At 63.5% G+C, this 13,929-nt stretch carries 14 protein-coding genes; 6 read left to right on the top strand and 8 right to left on the bottom strand.

What is annotated here, in order from left to right; genetic code table 11:
- Positions 1 to 21 precede the first annotated feature (21 nt).
- From ABIB00_RS11780 to ABIB00_RS11765, 4 genes are all read left to right on the top strand, one after another.
- Positions 22 to 999, top strand: coding sequence for a peptidyl-alpha-hydroxyglycine alpha-amidating lyase family protein (locus tag ABIB00_RS11780; protein ID WP_354104429.1), 978 nt, complete (start codon positions 22 to 24; stop codon positions 997 to 999).
- A 222-nt stretch (positions 1,000 to 1,221) separates the two neighbouring features.
- Complete coding sequence (locus tag ABIB00_RS11775) at positions 1,222 to 1,779, top strand: HNH endonuclease (protein ID WP_247445180.1); 558 nt, start codon at positions 1,222 to 1,224, stop codon at positions 1,777 to 1,779.
- Between the two features lie 343 nt (positions 1,780 to 2,122).
- Complete coding sequence (locus tag ABIB00_RS11770) at positions 2,123 to 2,344, top strand: dodecin (RefSeq protein ID WP_247339886.1); 222 nt, start codon at positions 2,123 to 2,125, stop codon at positions 2,342 to 2,344.
- A gap of 171 nt (positions 2,345 to 2,515) precedes the next feature.
- Positions 2,516 to 3,163, top strand: coding sequence for an HAD family hydrolase (locus tag ABIB00_RS11765; protein WP_247339987.1), 648 nt, complete (start codon positions 2,516 to 2,518; stop codon positions 3,161 to 3,163).
- 24 nt (positions 3,164 to 3,187) lie between these two features.
- Here ABIB00_RS11765 and ABIB00_RS11760 read toward each other — a convergent pair whose 3' ends face one another.
- The 6 genes from ABIB00_RS11760 to ABIB00_RS11735 form a co-directional block, all read right to left on the bottom strand.
- Complete coding sequence (locus ABIB00_RS11760; RefSeq protein WP_247339884.1) at positions 3,188 to 4,156, bottom strand: ABC transporter ATP-binding protein; 969 nt, start codon at positions 4,154 to 4,156, stop codon at positions 3,188 to 3,190.
- Positions 4,153 to 5,148, bottom strand: a complete 996-nt coding sequence (locus ABIB00_RS11755; RefSeq protein WP_247339882.1) for an ABC transporter ATP-binding protein — start codon at positions 5,146 to 5,148, stop codon at positions 4,153 to 4,155. The genes ABIB00_RS11760 and ABIB00_RS11755 overlap by 4 nt, the downstream gene beginning before the upstream one ends.
- On the bottom strand, positions 5,148 to 6,065 hold the full coding sequence (locus ABIB00_RS11750) for an ABC transporter permease (RefSeq protein ID WP_247445183.1): 918 nt from the start codon (positions 6,063 to 6,065) through the stop codon (positions 5,148 to 5,150). Before ABIB00_RS11750 ends, ABIB00_RS11755 begins: the two co-directional genes overlap by 1 nt.
- A complete protein-coding gene (locus tag ABIB00_RS11745) occupies positions 6,031 to 6,990 on the bottom strand; it encodes an ABC transporter permease (protein WP_247445184.1) in 960 nt (319 codons plus the stop codon). Before ABIB00_RS11745 ends, ABIB00_RS11750 begins: the two co-directional genes overlap by 35 nt.
- 30 nt (positions 6,991 to 7,020) lie before the next feature.
- Positions 7,021 to 8,811, bottom strand: a complete 1,791-nt coding sequence (locus ABIB00_RS11740) for a peptide ABC transporter substrate-binding protein (protein ID WP_354104428.1) — start codon at positions 8,809 to 8,811, stop codon at positions 7,021 to 7,023.
- Between the two features lie 262 nt (positions 8,812 to 9,073).
- The gene (locus tag ABIB00_RS11735) at positions 9,074 to 10,492 is read right to left on the bottom strand and encodes a M20 family metallopeptidase (protein ID WP_247339870.1); all 1,419 of its coding nucleotides are present in this window, start codon (positions 10,490 to 10,492) and stop codon (positions 9,074 to 9,076) included.
- Positions 10,493 to 10,776: 284 nt separating this feature from the next.
- Between ABIB00_RS11735 and ABIB00_RS11730 the strand changes: the two genes are divergently transcribed.
- Positions 10,777 to 11,748: a S1C family serine protease gene (locus ABIB00_RS11730; RefSeq protein WP_354104427.1), complete on the top strand. Its 972-nt coding sequence runs from the start codon at positions 10,777 to 10,779 to the stop codon at positions 11,746 to 11,748.
- 28 nt (positions 11,749 to 11,776) lie between these two features.
- Positions 11,777 to 12,859, top strand: coding sequence for a phospholipase (locus ABIB00_RS11725; RefSeq protein WP_354104426.1), 1,083 nt, complete (start codon positions 11,777 to 11,779; stop codon positions 12,857 to 12,859).
- Here the strand turns inward: ABIB00_RS11725 and ABIB00_RS11720 are convergent.
- Together ABIB00_RS11720 and ABIB00_RS11715 are read right to left on the bottom strand one after the other, a co-directional pair.
- A complete protein-coding gene (locus ABIB00_RS11720; RefSeq protein WP_354104425.1) occupies positions 12,854 to 13,510 on the bottom strand; it encodes a nucleotidyl transferase AbiEii/AbiGii toxin family protein in 657 nt (218 codons plus the stop codon). The genes ABIB00_RS11725 and ABIB00_RS11720 overlap by 6 nt on opposite strands.
- Entirely contained in the window at positions 13,494 to 13,808 is a 315-nt protein-coding gene (locus ABIB00_RS11715; RefSeq protein ID WP_247339866.1) for a hypothetical protein, read from the bottom strand. Before ABIB00_RS11715 ends, ABIB00_RS11720 begins: the two co-directional genes overlap by 17 nt.
- Positions 13,809 to 13,929 lie beyond the last annotated feature (121 nt).

Genomic DNA, 13,929 nt, shown 5'->3' with positions numbered 1-13,929 from the left:
AGCTAGAGGAAGGGACCACCCATGCCAGCCATTCTCGGCACCGGCGAACACCGCTACCGCGTCGTCGAAAATTTCGCGAAACTTCCCGACGGATGGCAGCTCACCGACGTCGCTTCGGTCGCGGTCGACAGCAAGGACCGCGTCTACGTCTTCAATCGCGGGGCCCATCCGATGGTCGTACTGGACCGCGAGGGCAGTTTTCTCGGCAGTTGGGGCGAAGGTCTGTTCTCGCGCGCCCATGGCCTGCACATCGATGCCGACGACAATCTCTATTGCACCGACGACGGCGACCACACCGTGCGCAAATGCACCACCGACGGCAAGGTGCTCCTGACGATCGGCATTCCCGAAAAACCATCACCGTTCATGAGCGGCGATCCCTTCCACCGCTGCACCCACACCGCGCTGTCGCCGCAGGGCGAAATCTATGTCTCCGACGGCTATGGCAATGCGCGCGTGCACAAGTTCACGCCCGATGGCAAGCTGATGAAGAGCTGGGGTGAGCCCGGCACCGATCCCGGCCAGTTCAACATCGTGCACAACATCGCCACCGACTCCGACGGTTTTGTCTATGTCGCCGACCGTGAGAACCACCGCGTGCAGGTGTTCGACGGCAACGGCAGGTACGAGACGCAGTGGAACAATCTGCACCGCCCCTGCGCGCTGTGCTGTTGCGGCGGCGGCAAAACCCCGACCTTCGTCATCGGGGAACTCGGCCCCGGCCTCGCCGTCAACCGCAAGGTGCCCAATCTCGGCCCGCGGCTGTCAATCGTGGATGCGAAGGGCAACCGCATCGCGCGGCTCGGCGGCGAGGAAGGCCCCGGCGTTGCGAGCGGAAAGTTCTTGGCCCCGCACGGCATCGCGCTGGATTCTAGAGGCGACATCTATGTCGGCGAGGTCGGCGTCACCGACTGGAAGACCAGCTTTCCGGACGAGGAGATGCCGGCGGCGGTGCGCGGGACGCGATGTTTGCAGAAGCTGGAGCGGGTGCGGGAGTAGCTGCCCCAGCAACGCCGCGACGCGCTGTCAGGAAGACGCCGGCTCCCCCGACGTCGTCCTCATTCCCGTAAATCACGGCGTTTTTGGGCGCTTTGCCACTCCCCGGCCGCATTGCTTTGCGCCGGAATAACTCGCTCAACGGGCTTCACAATCCCGTCACGCTGCATGTAGTATGTCAGTACATGCTGCTTCGCAGCGTACATTGGAGGCCAGGAGCGTTACTTGAACGCACATGTCTCGCAAGGTCATTGGCCGGTGTTGGTGCTGAATGCGGACTTCCGGCCGCTGAGTTACTATCCACTGTCTTTGTGGTCGTGGCAGGACGCGATCAAGGCGGTGTTCCTCGACCGCGTCAACATCGTCGCGCATTACGATCAGGCGGTGCATAGTCCCACGCTGCAAATGCAGCTGCCGAGCGTCGTCTCGCTCAAATCCTTCGTCAAGCCGACCACCCACCCCGCCTTCACCCGGTTCAACGTCTTCCTGCGCGATCGCTTCAACTGCCAATATTGCGGCTCGCCCGAAGACCTCACCTTCGACCACATCATCCCGCGCAGCAAAGGCGGCCAGACCACTTGGGAGAACGTGGTCGCGGCCTGCTCGCCTTGTAATTTGCGCAAGGGCAATCTCACGCCGGTCCAGGCAAAAATGTTTCCGCGCCAGCACGCCTTCGCGCCGACCGTGCACCAGCTCCACCGCAACGGCCGGCTGTTTCCGCCAAACTATCTGCATGATAGCTGGCTGGATTATCTCTACTGGGACACGGAGCTGGATCCGTAGGGTTCAGAGGCAGCGCCTCACACCCCGATCGCATTCCTTGCCACCACGTCGCGATAGAACGCCGCACTGAGTTTCGGCACGCGCCGCTCGCTCGCATCGGAACGGGCAAGAGCAGCCCCGCGACCGTGCGCCAATTCGGGAGCGCAGTGCGCAGGCGCGACCCACATTTCCGTGCGCTTAAAAAAAGAAGCCACGGCCATGGACAGGGCCTAGCGGGGCGAGCGCCGGGGGACGGAACCCGAAGCGCCGGCATCCGTTCAGAGTCGAGGCCGGATGTCTTGCGAGCGCCGACTGTCCGCGACAGACATATATGGCCTCGCCACAGCAAAAGGGGAGAATGGTTATGCCTACAAGCGAGACGGATCACGTCTACAAAATCCTGGAACTGGTCGGATCGTCGGAGACCTCGATCGAGGATGCGATCAAGAACGCGATCAGCCGTGCCGCCAAGACTCTTCGCGAGATGAAATGGTTCGAGGTGGTGCAGACGCGCGGCCACATCGAGAACGGTGCCGTGCGCCACTACCAGGTCACGCTGCGCGTCGGCTTCACGCTGGATGGATGATACACGGCAACGCCAGGCGTCGTGCACCCTGTCCTGACCGCCGCAGCTGCGGATGACGTTCGCGACGCACGCGGCGGCCATAAAGACGGAACTCTGGGCGCTCAGCAATCCGGCGCTGTCTCGCATTTGTCTCCTGGGTTCGGGCAAGATATGACTAAGGATCACGGCCGGATGTTCGGCCAATCCGAGCGTGCTGCTGTGACTGGTGGGATCAAACTCGTCCTCTTCGACATGGACAATGTCCTCTGCGACTACGACAGGGGAAAGCGTGTCGCATGGCTGGCGAAGCTTGCGGGGGCCACGAGCGAATTCGTCCACAAGGCGATCTGGGACAGCGGCTTCGAACTGCTCGGAGATTCCGGCACTCTCGATGCCGGGGACTATTTGCGGGGTTTCGGCGAGCGCATCGGCTATCCGCTGTCACTGGACGAGTGGATCGAGGCGCGACGCCGTTCAATGCAAGCCGATCCTGAGATGCTGGAGATTGCCGGCAGCTTATGTAAAGCCGTCGACATTGCCGTCCTGACCAACAACACCACGCTGGTCGCCGACCATATCAATATGCTGCTGCCGGAATTGCCGCCGCTGTTCGGCGCGCGAATCTACACGTCGGCCCGGTTCAAGACGGCGAAGCCGGACCCGCGCTGCTACCGCCTCTGTCTGTCGGAGCTCGACGTGAGGCCGGAGAACGTTCTGTTCGTCGACGATCTCGTGGCCAATGTCGCCGGCGCGCGCGAAGCGGGTCTGTTCGCGCATCACCACACCTCGGTGGAGACTTTCAGGCTGGCCCTTTCGGAGTACGGCCTGCTTCATGCATGAATACGCGCTTCGCTTTCCTCGGCCTCACGCCAGATGGCACGCCACAAAATGCCCACCTGCGCCTTCCCTCAGCTCAGGGGCGCTCTCCGAACAGCGCGGCTGGGCGATCGGACAGCGGGTGTGGAAGTGGCAGCCTGACGGCGGCTTCATCGGGCTCGGGACGTCGCCCTTGAGACGGATGCGCTCGCGCTTGAGCCTGGGATCGGGCACTGGCACGGCGGACAACAGCGCCCTGGTGTAGGGATGCTGCGGGTTACGATAGAGGTCGCTGGCCTTGGCAAGCTCGACGATGCGGCCGAGATACATCACCGCGACGCGGTCGGAGATGTGCTCGACCACCGACAAATCATGCGCGACGAAGAGATAGGTGAGGTTCAACTCGGCCTGAAGATCTTCCAGCAGGTTGATGACCTGGGCCTGAATCGACACGTCGAGCGCCGACACCGGTTCGTCGCAGACGATCAGCTTCGGCTCGACCGCGAGCGCACGCGCGATCACGATGCGCTGGCGCTGGCCGCCGGAGAATTCGTGCGGATAGCGGCGCATATGCTCGGCTTTGAGCCCGACCTTCACCAGCAGGCTCGCGACGCGATCCTCACGCTCCTTGGCCGATGAGCCAAGCTTATGGATGATCAGCGCCTCGCCGAGGATCGCGCCGATTGTCATGCGCGGGTTGAGTGAGGCGAAGGGATCCTGGAACACGAGCTGCATGTTCCGCCGCATCGCGCGCAAATCAGTGCCGCCGAGCTGGCGGACGTCTTGGCCGTCGAACACCACCTCGCCGTCGGTCGGCTCGATCAGGCGCAGCACGCAGCGTCCCGTCGTCGACTTGCCGCAGCCGGATTCGCCGACGAGGCCGAGCGTCTCGCCGCGATTGACCGAGAACGAGACGCCGTCGACCGCGTAGACGCTGCCGACCTGGCGCGACAACAGCCCGCCGTGTACGGGGAAATATTTCTTCAGGCCGCTGACGCGCAGCAGGGGTTCGCTCATGCCGCACCTTCCAACTGCGTATCGCCGAGATGACAGGCCATGCGGTGGCCGGGCGCGATCTGGCGCAGCAACGGCTCCTTCTCGGTGCAGACGTTCATGGCGTGGCGGCAGCGCGGGGCGAAGCGGCAGCCGACCGGCGGATTGATCAGGATCGGCACCGAGCCGCCAATCGCCTCCAGGCGCGTCTTGTGCTCGCTGTCGAGATCGATGCGCGGGATCGAGCGGATGAGTCCTTGCGTATAGGGATGGCCGGGATTGCTGAAGAGATCGTCGACAGGCGCCTCCTCCACCACCTTGCCGGCATACATCACGACGACCCGCTGCGCGGTCTCGGCGACGACGCCCATCGCATGGGTGATCAGCATCACCGCCATGCCGAAGCGTTCCTTCATGTCCTGGAGCAGGTCGAGGATCTGCGCCTGGATGGTGACGTCGAGGGCCGTGGTGGGCTCGTCGGCGATGATCAGCTTCGGCTTGCAGGCGAGCGCCATCGCGATCATCACGCGCTGGCGCATGCCGCCGGAGAACTGGTGCGGATAGTTGTGCACGCGGCCTTCGGCGTTGGGAATCTGCACCAGCTTCAACATCTCGATGGTGCGCTCGAGCGCCTGCTTCCTGGTCACCGCTTCGTGGCGGCGCAGGCTCTCGGCGATCTGCTCGCCGATGGTGAGCACCGGATTGAGCGAAGTCATCGGCTCCTGGAAGATGAAGCCGATTTCCTTGGCGCGGATCTCGTCGAGCTGACGGCTCGTCAGCGGCACCAGATCGCGGCCCTCGAAGATGATCTCGCCCGCAGCGATGCGGCCCGGCGGCATCGCGATCAGCTTCAGGATCGACATCGCGGTGACGGTCTTGCCGCAGCCGGATTCGCCGACGACACAAAGCGTCTCACCCCTGTTGATGGAGATGTCGACGCCGTCGACGGCCTGGAGGATGCCGTCGTCGGTCGAGAAGTGGGTCTTCAGTCCCTTGATCTCGAGCAGCGGCGCCATCAGATCACCCGCCGCGCATCGAGCGCATCACGCAGGCCATCGCCGATGAAGTTGATGGCGACCACCGCGATGAAGATCGCGCCGCCCGGAAACAGAGCCCAGTGCGGCCCGATGTCGAGGAAATCCTTGGCGTCATAGAGCAGCCGACCCCAGGTCGGTGTATCCGGAGGGAAGCCGAGGCCGAGGAAGGACAGTGTCGATTCCGCGATGATGGCGGCGGCGACGTCGATGGTGCCGGCGATGATCACCGGACCGAGCGCATTGGGCAGGATGTGGCGGACCACTTGCCGCACCGGGCTCGCCCCGAGCGCGCGCGCGGCTTCGACGAATTCCTTCTCACGGATCGACAGGAACTGCGCGCGAACGAGCCGGGCGACCGGCATCCAGCGCAAGCCACCGATCACGAGCACGATCAGGATGAAAATGCCGCCCTCCGGGCCGAACGCGGCCTTTAGCCCGTCGCGGAACAGATAGATCAGCAACAACAGCAGGGGCAATTGCGGCAGTGACAAAAAGAGATCGGTGAGCCACATCAGCCCATGGCCGAGCGCACCGCGCGACATGCCGGCAAGCGAGCCGATCAGCACGCCAACAAAGACCGAGACCAGCATCGCGGCGAGGCCGACCGCGAGCGAGATGCGCCCGCCATAGATCATGCGGGCGAGGATGTCCTGTCCGAGATCGTCGGTGCCGAAGGGATGGACCAGCGACGGCCCCTGCATGCCCGCCACGATATCGATGTCGTCGATCTTGACCCGCCAGACAAAGGGGCCGGCCACCACCGCCAGGATCAGAATGAGGAGCAGGAACGCACTGACCACGGCAAGCTTGTGGCGGCTATAGCGCCGCCACGTCTCGCGCCAGGGCGAATAGACCCGCCGCTCAGCGGAGGGAGATGCGAGGGTCAAGCCAGCCATAAAGAACGTCCGCGATGAGATTGAACAGCACGACGAGGCACGCAAAGACGAAGGTGACGGCCATCACCACCGGCGTGTCGTTTGAAAGGATGGAGGAGATCAGCAGCGAGCCGATGCCGGGGATGCGGAAAATCTGCTCGGTGACGATGGCGCCGCCGAACACCGCCGGGATTTGTAACGCGATAAGCGTGACGACCGGGATCATCGCGTTGCGCATCACGTGCTTGACGATCACCCGTCGCTGGCCGATGCCCTTGGCGCGCGCGGTGGTGACGTAATCCAGCCGAATGACGTCGAGCATCGCCGAGCGCACGAAGCGCGTCATCGACGCAGCCTGGAACAGGCCGAGCACCGCTACCGGCATGATCGCCTGACGGATCATCTCCAGCACCCAGTGAATCCCCGTGCCCTTGATGTCGGTCGTGTAGACGAAAGGCAGCCAGTCCAGCGTGACCGAGAAGATCAGGATGAACAGGATGCCGGTGAAGAAGGTCGGCAGCGAGAAGCCGACAAAGGCGAGCGTGTTGGCGACCTGGTCGAACAGCGAATAAGGTTTCGTCGCGGCATAGACCCCGACCGGGATCGCGATCAGGAGCGCCAGAATCTGCGCCGAGCCGATCACGTAAAGCGTCGTAGGCAGTCGCTGGAGAATGAGCGTGTCGACGTTCATCCGGCTGACGAAGGAGAAACCCCAGTCGCCGTGCAGCATGGCGTTGAGCCAGTGCAGGTAACGAAGGTAGATCGGATCGTCGAGGCCGAACCTCGCCCGAAGCGCGGCTTGCACTTCGGGCGGCACGTTCGGATTGGTCGCCAGTTCCGAGAACGGATCGCCCGGCGCTAGTGCGAGCACGACGAAGAGCACGAGCGAAATTCCGAGCAGGCTCGGAATCGCGATCAGGAGGCGACGCAGGACATACTGACTCATGAGAGAAGGACCCGCTCTAGGCGCGCGTGATCATTCCTCGCGATACCAGTCGAACAAATTGTCGGTCTCGTTGGCCCAGCCAGAAATGACCGGGCGCAGATTGGTGGCGGCCGCCTCGACCTTCAGGCGGTGCTGCACCGGGATGAACACGGTGTCCTGGTACATGAGGTCATTGGCCTTGATGTAGAGCGCCGCGCGCTTGACCGGATCCATCTCGCCGTCGGCGGCCTGGATGGTCGCGTCGTAGTCCTTGTTGACCCAGCGCGGGAAGTTGGTGCCCTGCCACTTGTTCTCCTTGGTGGCGACAAGGTTCGAAAGGTAGCGACGCATGTGTTGCGACGGATCGGGCTGGCTCAGCGGGATCTGGAACATCTCCATGTCGGCGTAGAACTTGGAGTAGGTATCGGGATTGCCGACGTCGGAGGAGAAGAACACGGAGGCGACGACAGATTTCAGCTCGACTTCGATGCCCGCCTTCTGGCAGGCCTGCTTGACGATCGCCTGGGTCTTCTGGCGCGGGCCGTTGATCGAGGTCTGGTAGACGAGCTTCAGCTTCTTGCCGTCCTTCTCGCGGATGCCGTCGGCGCCCGGCTTCCAGCCGGCATCGTCGAGGATCTTCGAGGCCTTCTCCACGCTGAACTCCCATGAGGTGTTCTTGGAGACGAATTTTTCCGGCCCGTTGAGGAAGTTGGCGGAGGTGCGGCCGGCGCGGCCGTAGATCGCCTTCTTGACCGACTCGCGATCGATCAGCAACGAGAGCGCCTTGCGCACCGCCGGATCGGAAAACAGCGGGTGCTTGGTCTTCATCGAAGAGCGTTCGCCATCGACCTCGGTGTTGGGATCGGTGAAGTTCAGTGCGATGAATTCAGTGTCGCCGCCGACTGCGTAGACGGTCTTTCCCTTGCCGCCCTTCTCCAGGCGCAGCAGCACGTCGTCCTCGACCTGAATGTTCCAGCCGAAATCATACTCGCCGGTCTGGATCACCGCGCGCGCGGCAGAGACGGCATCGCCGCCGCCCTTCATCTCGATCGAATCGAAATAGGGGCGGTTCGCCATGTGATAATCGGGATTGATCACGCCGCGGACAAGATCGCCCGGCTTGAACTCGACGAACTTGTAGGGGCCGGTGCCGACCGGCGAGAGGTTGCTCGGCGCCTCCCGCGATTTGGACCCCATATAGTCCTTGAACAGATGTTTCGGGATGAGGGTATTGGGAGCCCCGACAAAGGCGTCGGCCCAGAACGGCGTCGGCTTGTTGAAGACGATGCGGACCGTGAGGTCGTCCACCTTCTCGACCGTGATGTCGCGGAGCGTCCCGATCGTCAGCGCGGAGGTCGCCGGATCCTTGCCATATTCCCAGTTGAACACGACGTCGTCGGCTGTGAACGGCGTGCCGTCATGCCATTTGACGCCGGGTTTAAGCTTCCAGGTCACCGACTTGCCGTCGGCGGCGAGGCCGCCGTTCTGGATCGAGGGAATTTCGGCGGCCAGAACCAGCTTCATGTTGCCGTCGGGATCCCAACAGGCGAGCGGCTCGTAGAACAGGCGCGCGCCGTCCTGGTCCTTGGTGCCGGTGGCAAAATGCGGATTGAGCAGGGTCGGCCCCTGCCACCACAGCAGCTTGAGCGCACCACCGCCGCCGCGCTTGGTCGGCTTGTAGGTCGAGACGCCCTCAGCCATCGCGACACCGCCAAGCGCGAGGATCTGGTTGGCCAGAGGCGCGGTGAGACCCACGGCAGCCAGGCGCTGAATGAAGCCGCGGCGATCCATCCGCCCGTCCTTCACGTCACCGATCATCGAACGTAGTTCTTTATCCAGCATGGTTGTCCCCCGTCTGGTTCCCGTATGGATGCAGGCGGTCGCGCGAGGCGACCACCGGGCTTGGCTGGCGGTAGATGGCACACCGAATGGGGTGCGCGTCAACAGCGAGCGTGTGTATGCAAACGGTCTTCTGACTGTCTGTTGGGCAAAACCATATTCCGCAGCCCATCCGTTCGGCAATCCAGCATCAAAACAAGCTGGATTCCGCGCTGCACTGCAGAAAATTTGTTCGCCGGATCAGACGAAGTATCGAGGCGAAATTCTACGCCACGGACATGTCGAGCGGTGGCGCGATGTGGTCCGGCAGCGGACAGACGTAAGGCGTCCTGGCCGTCCGCTTCTCGAGGTCAGCCTTGGCGGCCTTGATCAGCTCCGGCTCCGTCAACGCCTTGATGCCGATGCCGGCCATCGCCTTGGCGGCCTGCACCATGGCCTTGTGCGCATGCGCGCTCTTGCCCTGCGCAACCACCTGCCAGGTATGGAAAGGCGTGCCGATTGCAACCGTGGGTGAATGGACCTGCACGGTCGGCACCACCCAGCTCACATCACCCACATCGGTCGAGCCGACCTGCGGGTTACGCTTGGCATCGAGTGGCACCAGGAAGTCGGCCAGCGGCCGATCGGTCGGCTCCATGCCGATCGCATAATAGACCGCGGCGATGTCCTTGTCGCTCAGCGTCGCGCGGATTTGGGTCGCGAAGGTCTTGTCGGCGTCGTCGAAATGCGGCGGGCCGAGCTCTTCCATGACCCGGTGCAGCGCCTGCTCCAAGGGAGCATTGGGCAGGATGTTGGAGACCGCGGAAATGACCTTCATCTCCATCTTGGTCTCTGTCATCAGGGCTGCGCCCTGCGCGATCTTGTTCACGCGCCCGACCAGCTCGTTCATGCCGGACAGGTCGCGGGCGCGGATCGAATAGCGCACACGCGCGTGGGCCTGCACCACGTTCGGCGCGATCCCGCCGGTATCGAGCACCGCGTAGTGGACGCGAGCATCGCTCGGCATGTGCTCGCGCATATAGTTCACGCCGACATTCATCAGCTCCACCGCGTCGAGCGCGGAGCGGCCGAGATGCGGCGAGGCTGCCGCATGCGAGGTACGGCCGGTGAAGATGAAATCGGCGCGCGTGTTAGCGAGGGACGGCGTCACCGCCACCTCCCATAAGCTGCTCGGGTGCCAGGTGATGGCGACATCAGCGTCCTCGAACGCGCCGGAGCGGACCATGAATGCTTTTGCTGCGCCGCCTTCTTCCGCCGGGCAGCCGTAATAACGCACGCGGCCCGGCAACTTGTTCTCGGCGAGCCAGTCCTTCACCGCGGTCGCGGCCAGCAGCGCCGCCGAGCCGAGCAGATTATGACCGCAGCCATGGCCATGGCCACCGGTCTCAATTGGACGGTGTTCCGCGACGCCCGCCTCCTGGCTCAGGCCCGGCAGCGCGTCGTATTCCCCCATGAAGGCAATGACCGGTCCGCCCTCACCCCACTCGCCCAACACCGCGGTCGGAATGTCCGCGACGTTCTCGGTGATGCGAAAGCCCTGATGACGCAACTCGGCGAGATGCTCTGCGGCTGACCGCGCCTCGGTGTAGCACACCTCGGGCATGCCCCAGACTTTGTCGCTGAGGTCGATGAAACGCGCCTTGATCGTGTCGATGCCACGCCAGATGTCGCTGCGGTTGTCCATGCTTCGGTCCGTGATCCCTGCGTCAAACGAAGCGGCAATGGTTAGCAGCTTCATTGTACCGCGCCTAGCACCTCGCCGAACAGCAGCCATGCGGCCAATGCCGGAGGCCGCCCTGCCGACCGAGCATGAACCGTTCCATTGCCGTTCAAAGATTTCACACGGCGTTCTCCGGAATTGTTGGGGAACGAGGCTTTCAAGACGGCCTCCTCCAGCCTAAATTATGCGTGCTTCGCGCGCCGTTCCGCTAGCCACGGCGGAGCAATGCTCTCAGCCAGGAGAACTCGATGCCCGCCCTGACCGAATGGAGAGTACCGCTGGCCAATCAGCCGCGTGCGAGCGATTATGGTTTCGATCTCGACCGCGCGCTCGCGTCCGTGGTCGGCCTGCATGCCATCATCCCGCCGGACGCCTTCAGCGCCGAGACACTGGGCACCGAACGCGCCGGCAACGGCGTCGTGATCGACGACGGGCTGGTGCTCACCATCGGTTATCTGATCACCGAAGCAGAGTCCGTGTGGCTGCATGTCGGAGACGGGCGCGTGGTGGAGGGACATGTGCTCGGCTTCGATGCTGTCACTGGCTTTGGCCTGGTGCAGGCGCTCGGCCAGCTCGACGTCGAACCCTTGCCGCTGGGTATCTCGGCCGAGACCCGGCTCGGCGACCGCGTCGTGGTCGGCGGCGCCGGCGGACGCACGCGTTCGGTTGCGAGCCAGATCGTGGCCAAGCAGGAGTTCGCCGGCTATTGGGAATATCTGCTGGACGAGGCCATCTTCACCCTTCCCGCACACCCGAACTGGGGCGGCACGGCGCTTCTCAACGAGCGCGGCGAGCTGATCGGCATCGGCTCGCTCCAGCTCGAACGCGAGCGCGACGGCAAAGCCGAGCACGTCAACATGATCGTACCGATCGACCTGTTGAAACCGATCCTGGATGATTTGCGCAAGTTCGGCCGCGTCAACAAGCCGGCACGGCCATGGCTCGGACTCTATTCGACGGAGATCGACAACCGCGTGGTGGTGATCGGGATCTCCGCCAACGGCCCGGCCGCCCGTGCCGAGCTCAAGACCGGCGACGTCATCCTCGCCGTGGACGGCGAGAAGGTCACAAGCCAGACCGGCTTCTACAACAAGATGTGGGGGCTCGGCGCAGCCGGCGTCGACGTGCCGCTGACTGTCCATCATGAAGGCGTCACCTTCGACGTCACGGTGACCTCGACCGATCGCTTCAAGCTCTTGAAGGCGCCGAAGCTGCACTGACAAACCGAACTCAAGCAAGGAAGCGACGATGACCGAGGCCGTCGTTGACGACATCGTGGCCGTGTTGCCGCCGCTGCTCAACGCGCTGGAAGCACTCGGCTTCTTCCAGCGACATTTGCACCCGCCGGCCTTTGCCACCGTGATGAATGCGATCGGCGCGCCGGACGAGGCGCTGCAAACAGCACGCGCGGCGATCAACGCCTGGCCGGAACAGTTCACCGGACTGCGCGAGCGGCTCGATCGTGCCTGCGACGAGACGCTCGCCGCCTTCGCCGGCATACGCGAGGTCGAGCGCGGCAATGGCGATCTCGTCGCGGTCTTCCGCGCGCTACGCCACGTGCCGCGCGCGCAGGAGGCACTTTATCCGCTGACGGCGCAGTTTCCGCCGGTGAGCGGCTTCTTCCTCAACGCCGCCAATCGCGAGAATGCGGACCTGTTGTCGCGGCTGGAAGCCGGCGCGGGCGAGCACACCGGCATCATCCACGACCACAACGAGCCCGGCAGCCGCGGCGGCTTTTCGGTCTACGTGCCCGAATATTACACGCCCGACCGCGCCATGCCGCTGGTGATGGCGCTGCACGGCGGCAGCGGCAACGGCCGCGGCTTTCTATGGAGCTGGCTGCGCGACGCCCGCAGTCTTGGTGCGATCCTGGTGGCGCCGACCGCGACGGGCCCGACCTGGGCGCTGATGGGTGACGATTCCGACACGCCCAACCTCATGCGCATTCTCGAAACCGTGCGCAACCGCTGGACCATCGACGCCTCGCGCATGCTGCTCACCGGCATGAGCGACGGCGGCACCTTCTGCTACGTCACCGGGCTAGAGGCCGCCTCGCCCTTCACACATCTCGCGCCGGTGTCGGCGACCTTTCATCCGCTGATGGCGGAGATGGCCGACGCCAAGCGCCTGCAGCGTCTGCCGATCTTCATCACCCACGGCAAGCTCGACTGGATGTTTCCGGTGCAGACCGCGCGGCAGATCCAGGCCACGCTCTCCGCCGCCGGCGCCGTTATCACCTATCGCGAGATCGACGACCTCAGCCACACCTATCCGCGCGAGATCAACGCAGAAGTGGTGCAGTGGCTGAACGCATGGCCGACGTCATCATAGCAAGCCCTGCCGCAGAGACACATCGGGCAACACGCCGACACGATCCCGAGCCTCACGCAGGATTCGGCGATCGACAGCACCCAAGCTGCGAAGATCTCCATCCTCGAAGAAGCCTAACGCGCGCAGCACTTGCGCTGGCTCACCGCCAAACATTCCCCTAACTGCTGCGAGCCCGCGTGGCAGCGACACTCCGGCAGAAACCATTTCAGCAATGTCCCGATAGTCCTTGGCCTCAGCACGATCGAGCGTGGCCTTGAGCTTGGTCGCCAGCAAGTCTTCCAACGACGCCACGAGTATCATGCCGTCGGCCGTCTGCATCGGGTCGTTGACGCGACCAAATCCGATATGTCCGAAAAAGGAAATTTTCACCGAGCCCGAGGGCATATCGGCCAAGATGACCATCGTATTGGGCGCATCCTGAAGGATGGCAGCGCCGTTGAGGAAGCCGAACTGCGCGCGGACGTCCCCCTTGTCCAGTGGAGCGGAGCAAAAGAAGTCGAAATCGAGCGACTCTCGATGTCCGAGTTGGAGCGCCACGGCGGTACCGCCATAGAGGACGAGTCGCAGACGCAGCGCCGGAGCAAGTAAGGGCCAAACTTCGCGCTGAGCGGCAGGCAGGATCGATAATTTTGGCTCAAAACGTCGCGGCATCGAACGCCCTTCGTGGCGCATGCTCCGGCAGCGCTGCACCTGTCGCAAAGGACAGGCGCCCGCGCCAGAATTCCCAGGAACGATCGCTGAACCAACCGGGCTCGGCGTGCAGCATGACATCGACGAGATGCGCGCTCCCCAGCGCTGCCTCCAACTGGAGAATGTCGTCGTACGTTCCGAGGTTCATGATTTGCGAAACGATGCGCCGCTCGGCAAATGGCTCCCCGTCGACCGGTCGCCACCAGAGATATTTGCGGCCGAGCTCGCGGATCAGGCTTTGTGCAGTGTCGCTTGTCATTGGTAGGAGTATAGCGTTTCCAGCCACCTTAATCCACGACCATACGGCCAATCCGGTCCGAACTTGCCTCCCGGTTGCCGACGGAACTGTCCTTGGCGATCCACGTTATCGCCCGTCACCG

Source organism: Bradyrhizobium sp. LB14.3, from assembly GCF_040547985.1.
Lineage (GTDB): Bacteria > Pseudomonadota > Alphaproteobacteria > Rhizobiales > Xanthobacteraceae > Bradyrhizobium.
This window is presented reverse-complemented; position numbering and strand designations above follow the sequence as displayed.

Bases quoted from the DNA above. Each gene is read 5' to 3' on its own strand.
- ABIB00_RS11770 (WP_247339886.1), top strand. From the start codon at position 2,123: ATGCCTACAAGCGAGACGGATCACGTCTACAAAATCCTGGAACTGGTC.
- ABIB00_RS11720 (WP_354104425.1), bottom strand. From the start codon at position 13,510: ATGCCGCGACGTTTTGAGCCAAAATTATCGATCCTGCCTGCCGCTCAG.
- ABIB00_RS11745 (WP_247445184.1), bottom strand. From the start codon at position 6,990: ATGAGTCAGTATGTCCTGCGTCGCCTCCTGATCGCGATTCCGAGCCTG.
- ABIB00_RS11730 (WP_354104427.1), top strand. From the start codon at position 10,777: ATGCCCGCCCTGACCGAATGGAGAGTACCGCTGGCCAATCAGCCGCGT.
- ABIB00_RS11765 (WP_247339987.1), top strand. From the start codon at position 2,516: ATGTTCGGCCAATCCGAGCGTGCTGCTGTGACTGGTGGGATCAAACTC.
- ABIB00_RS11735 (WP_247339870.1), bottom strand. From the start codon at position 10,492: ATGGACAACCGCAGCGACATCTGGCGTGGCATCGACACGATCAAGGCG.
- ABIB00_RS11740 (WP_354104428.1), bottom strand. From the start codon at position 8,811: ATGCTGGATAAAGAACTACGTTCGATGATCGGTGACGTGAAGGACGGG.
- ABIB00_RS11780 (WP_354104429.1), top strand. From the start codon at position 22: ATGCCAGCCATTCTCGGCACCGGCGAACACCGCTACCGCGTCGTCGAA.
- ABIB00_RS11750 (WP_247445183.1), bottom strand. From the start codon at position 6,065: ATGGCTGGCTTGACCCTCGCATCTCCCTCCGCTGAGCGGCGGGTCTAT.
- ABIB00_RS11725 (WP_354104426.1), top strand. From the start codon at position 11,777: ATGACCGAGGCCGTCGTTGACGACATCGTGGCCGTGTTGCCGCCGCTG.
- ABIB00_RS11715 (WP_247339866.1), bottom strand. From the start codon at position 13,808: ATGACAAGCGACACTGCACAAAGCCTGATCCGCGAGCTCGGCCGCAAA.
- ABIB00_RS11760 (WP_247339884.1), bottom strand. From the start codon at position 4,156: ATGAGCGAACCCCTGCTGCGCGTCAGCGGCCTGAAGAAATATTTCCCC.
- ABIB00_RS11755 (WP_247339882.1), bottom strand. From the start codon at position 5,148: ATGGCGCCGCTGCTCGAGATCAAGGGACTGAAGACCCACTTCTCGACC.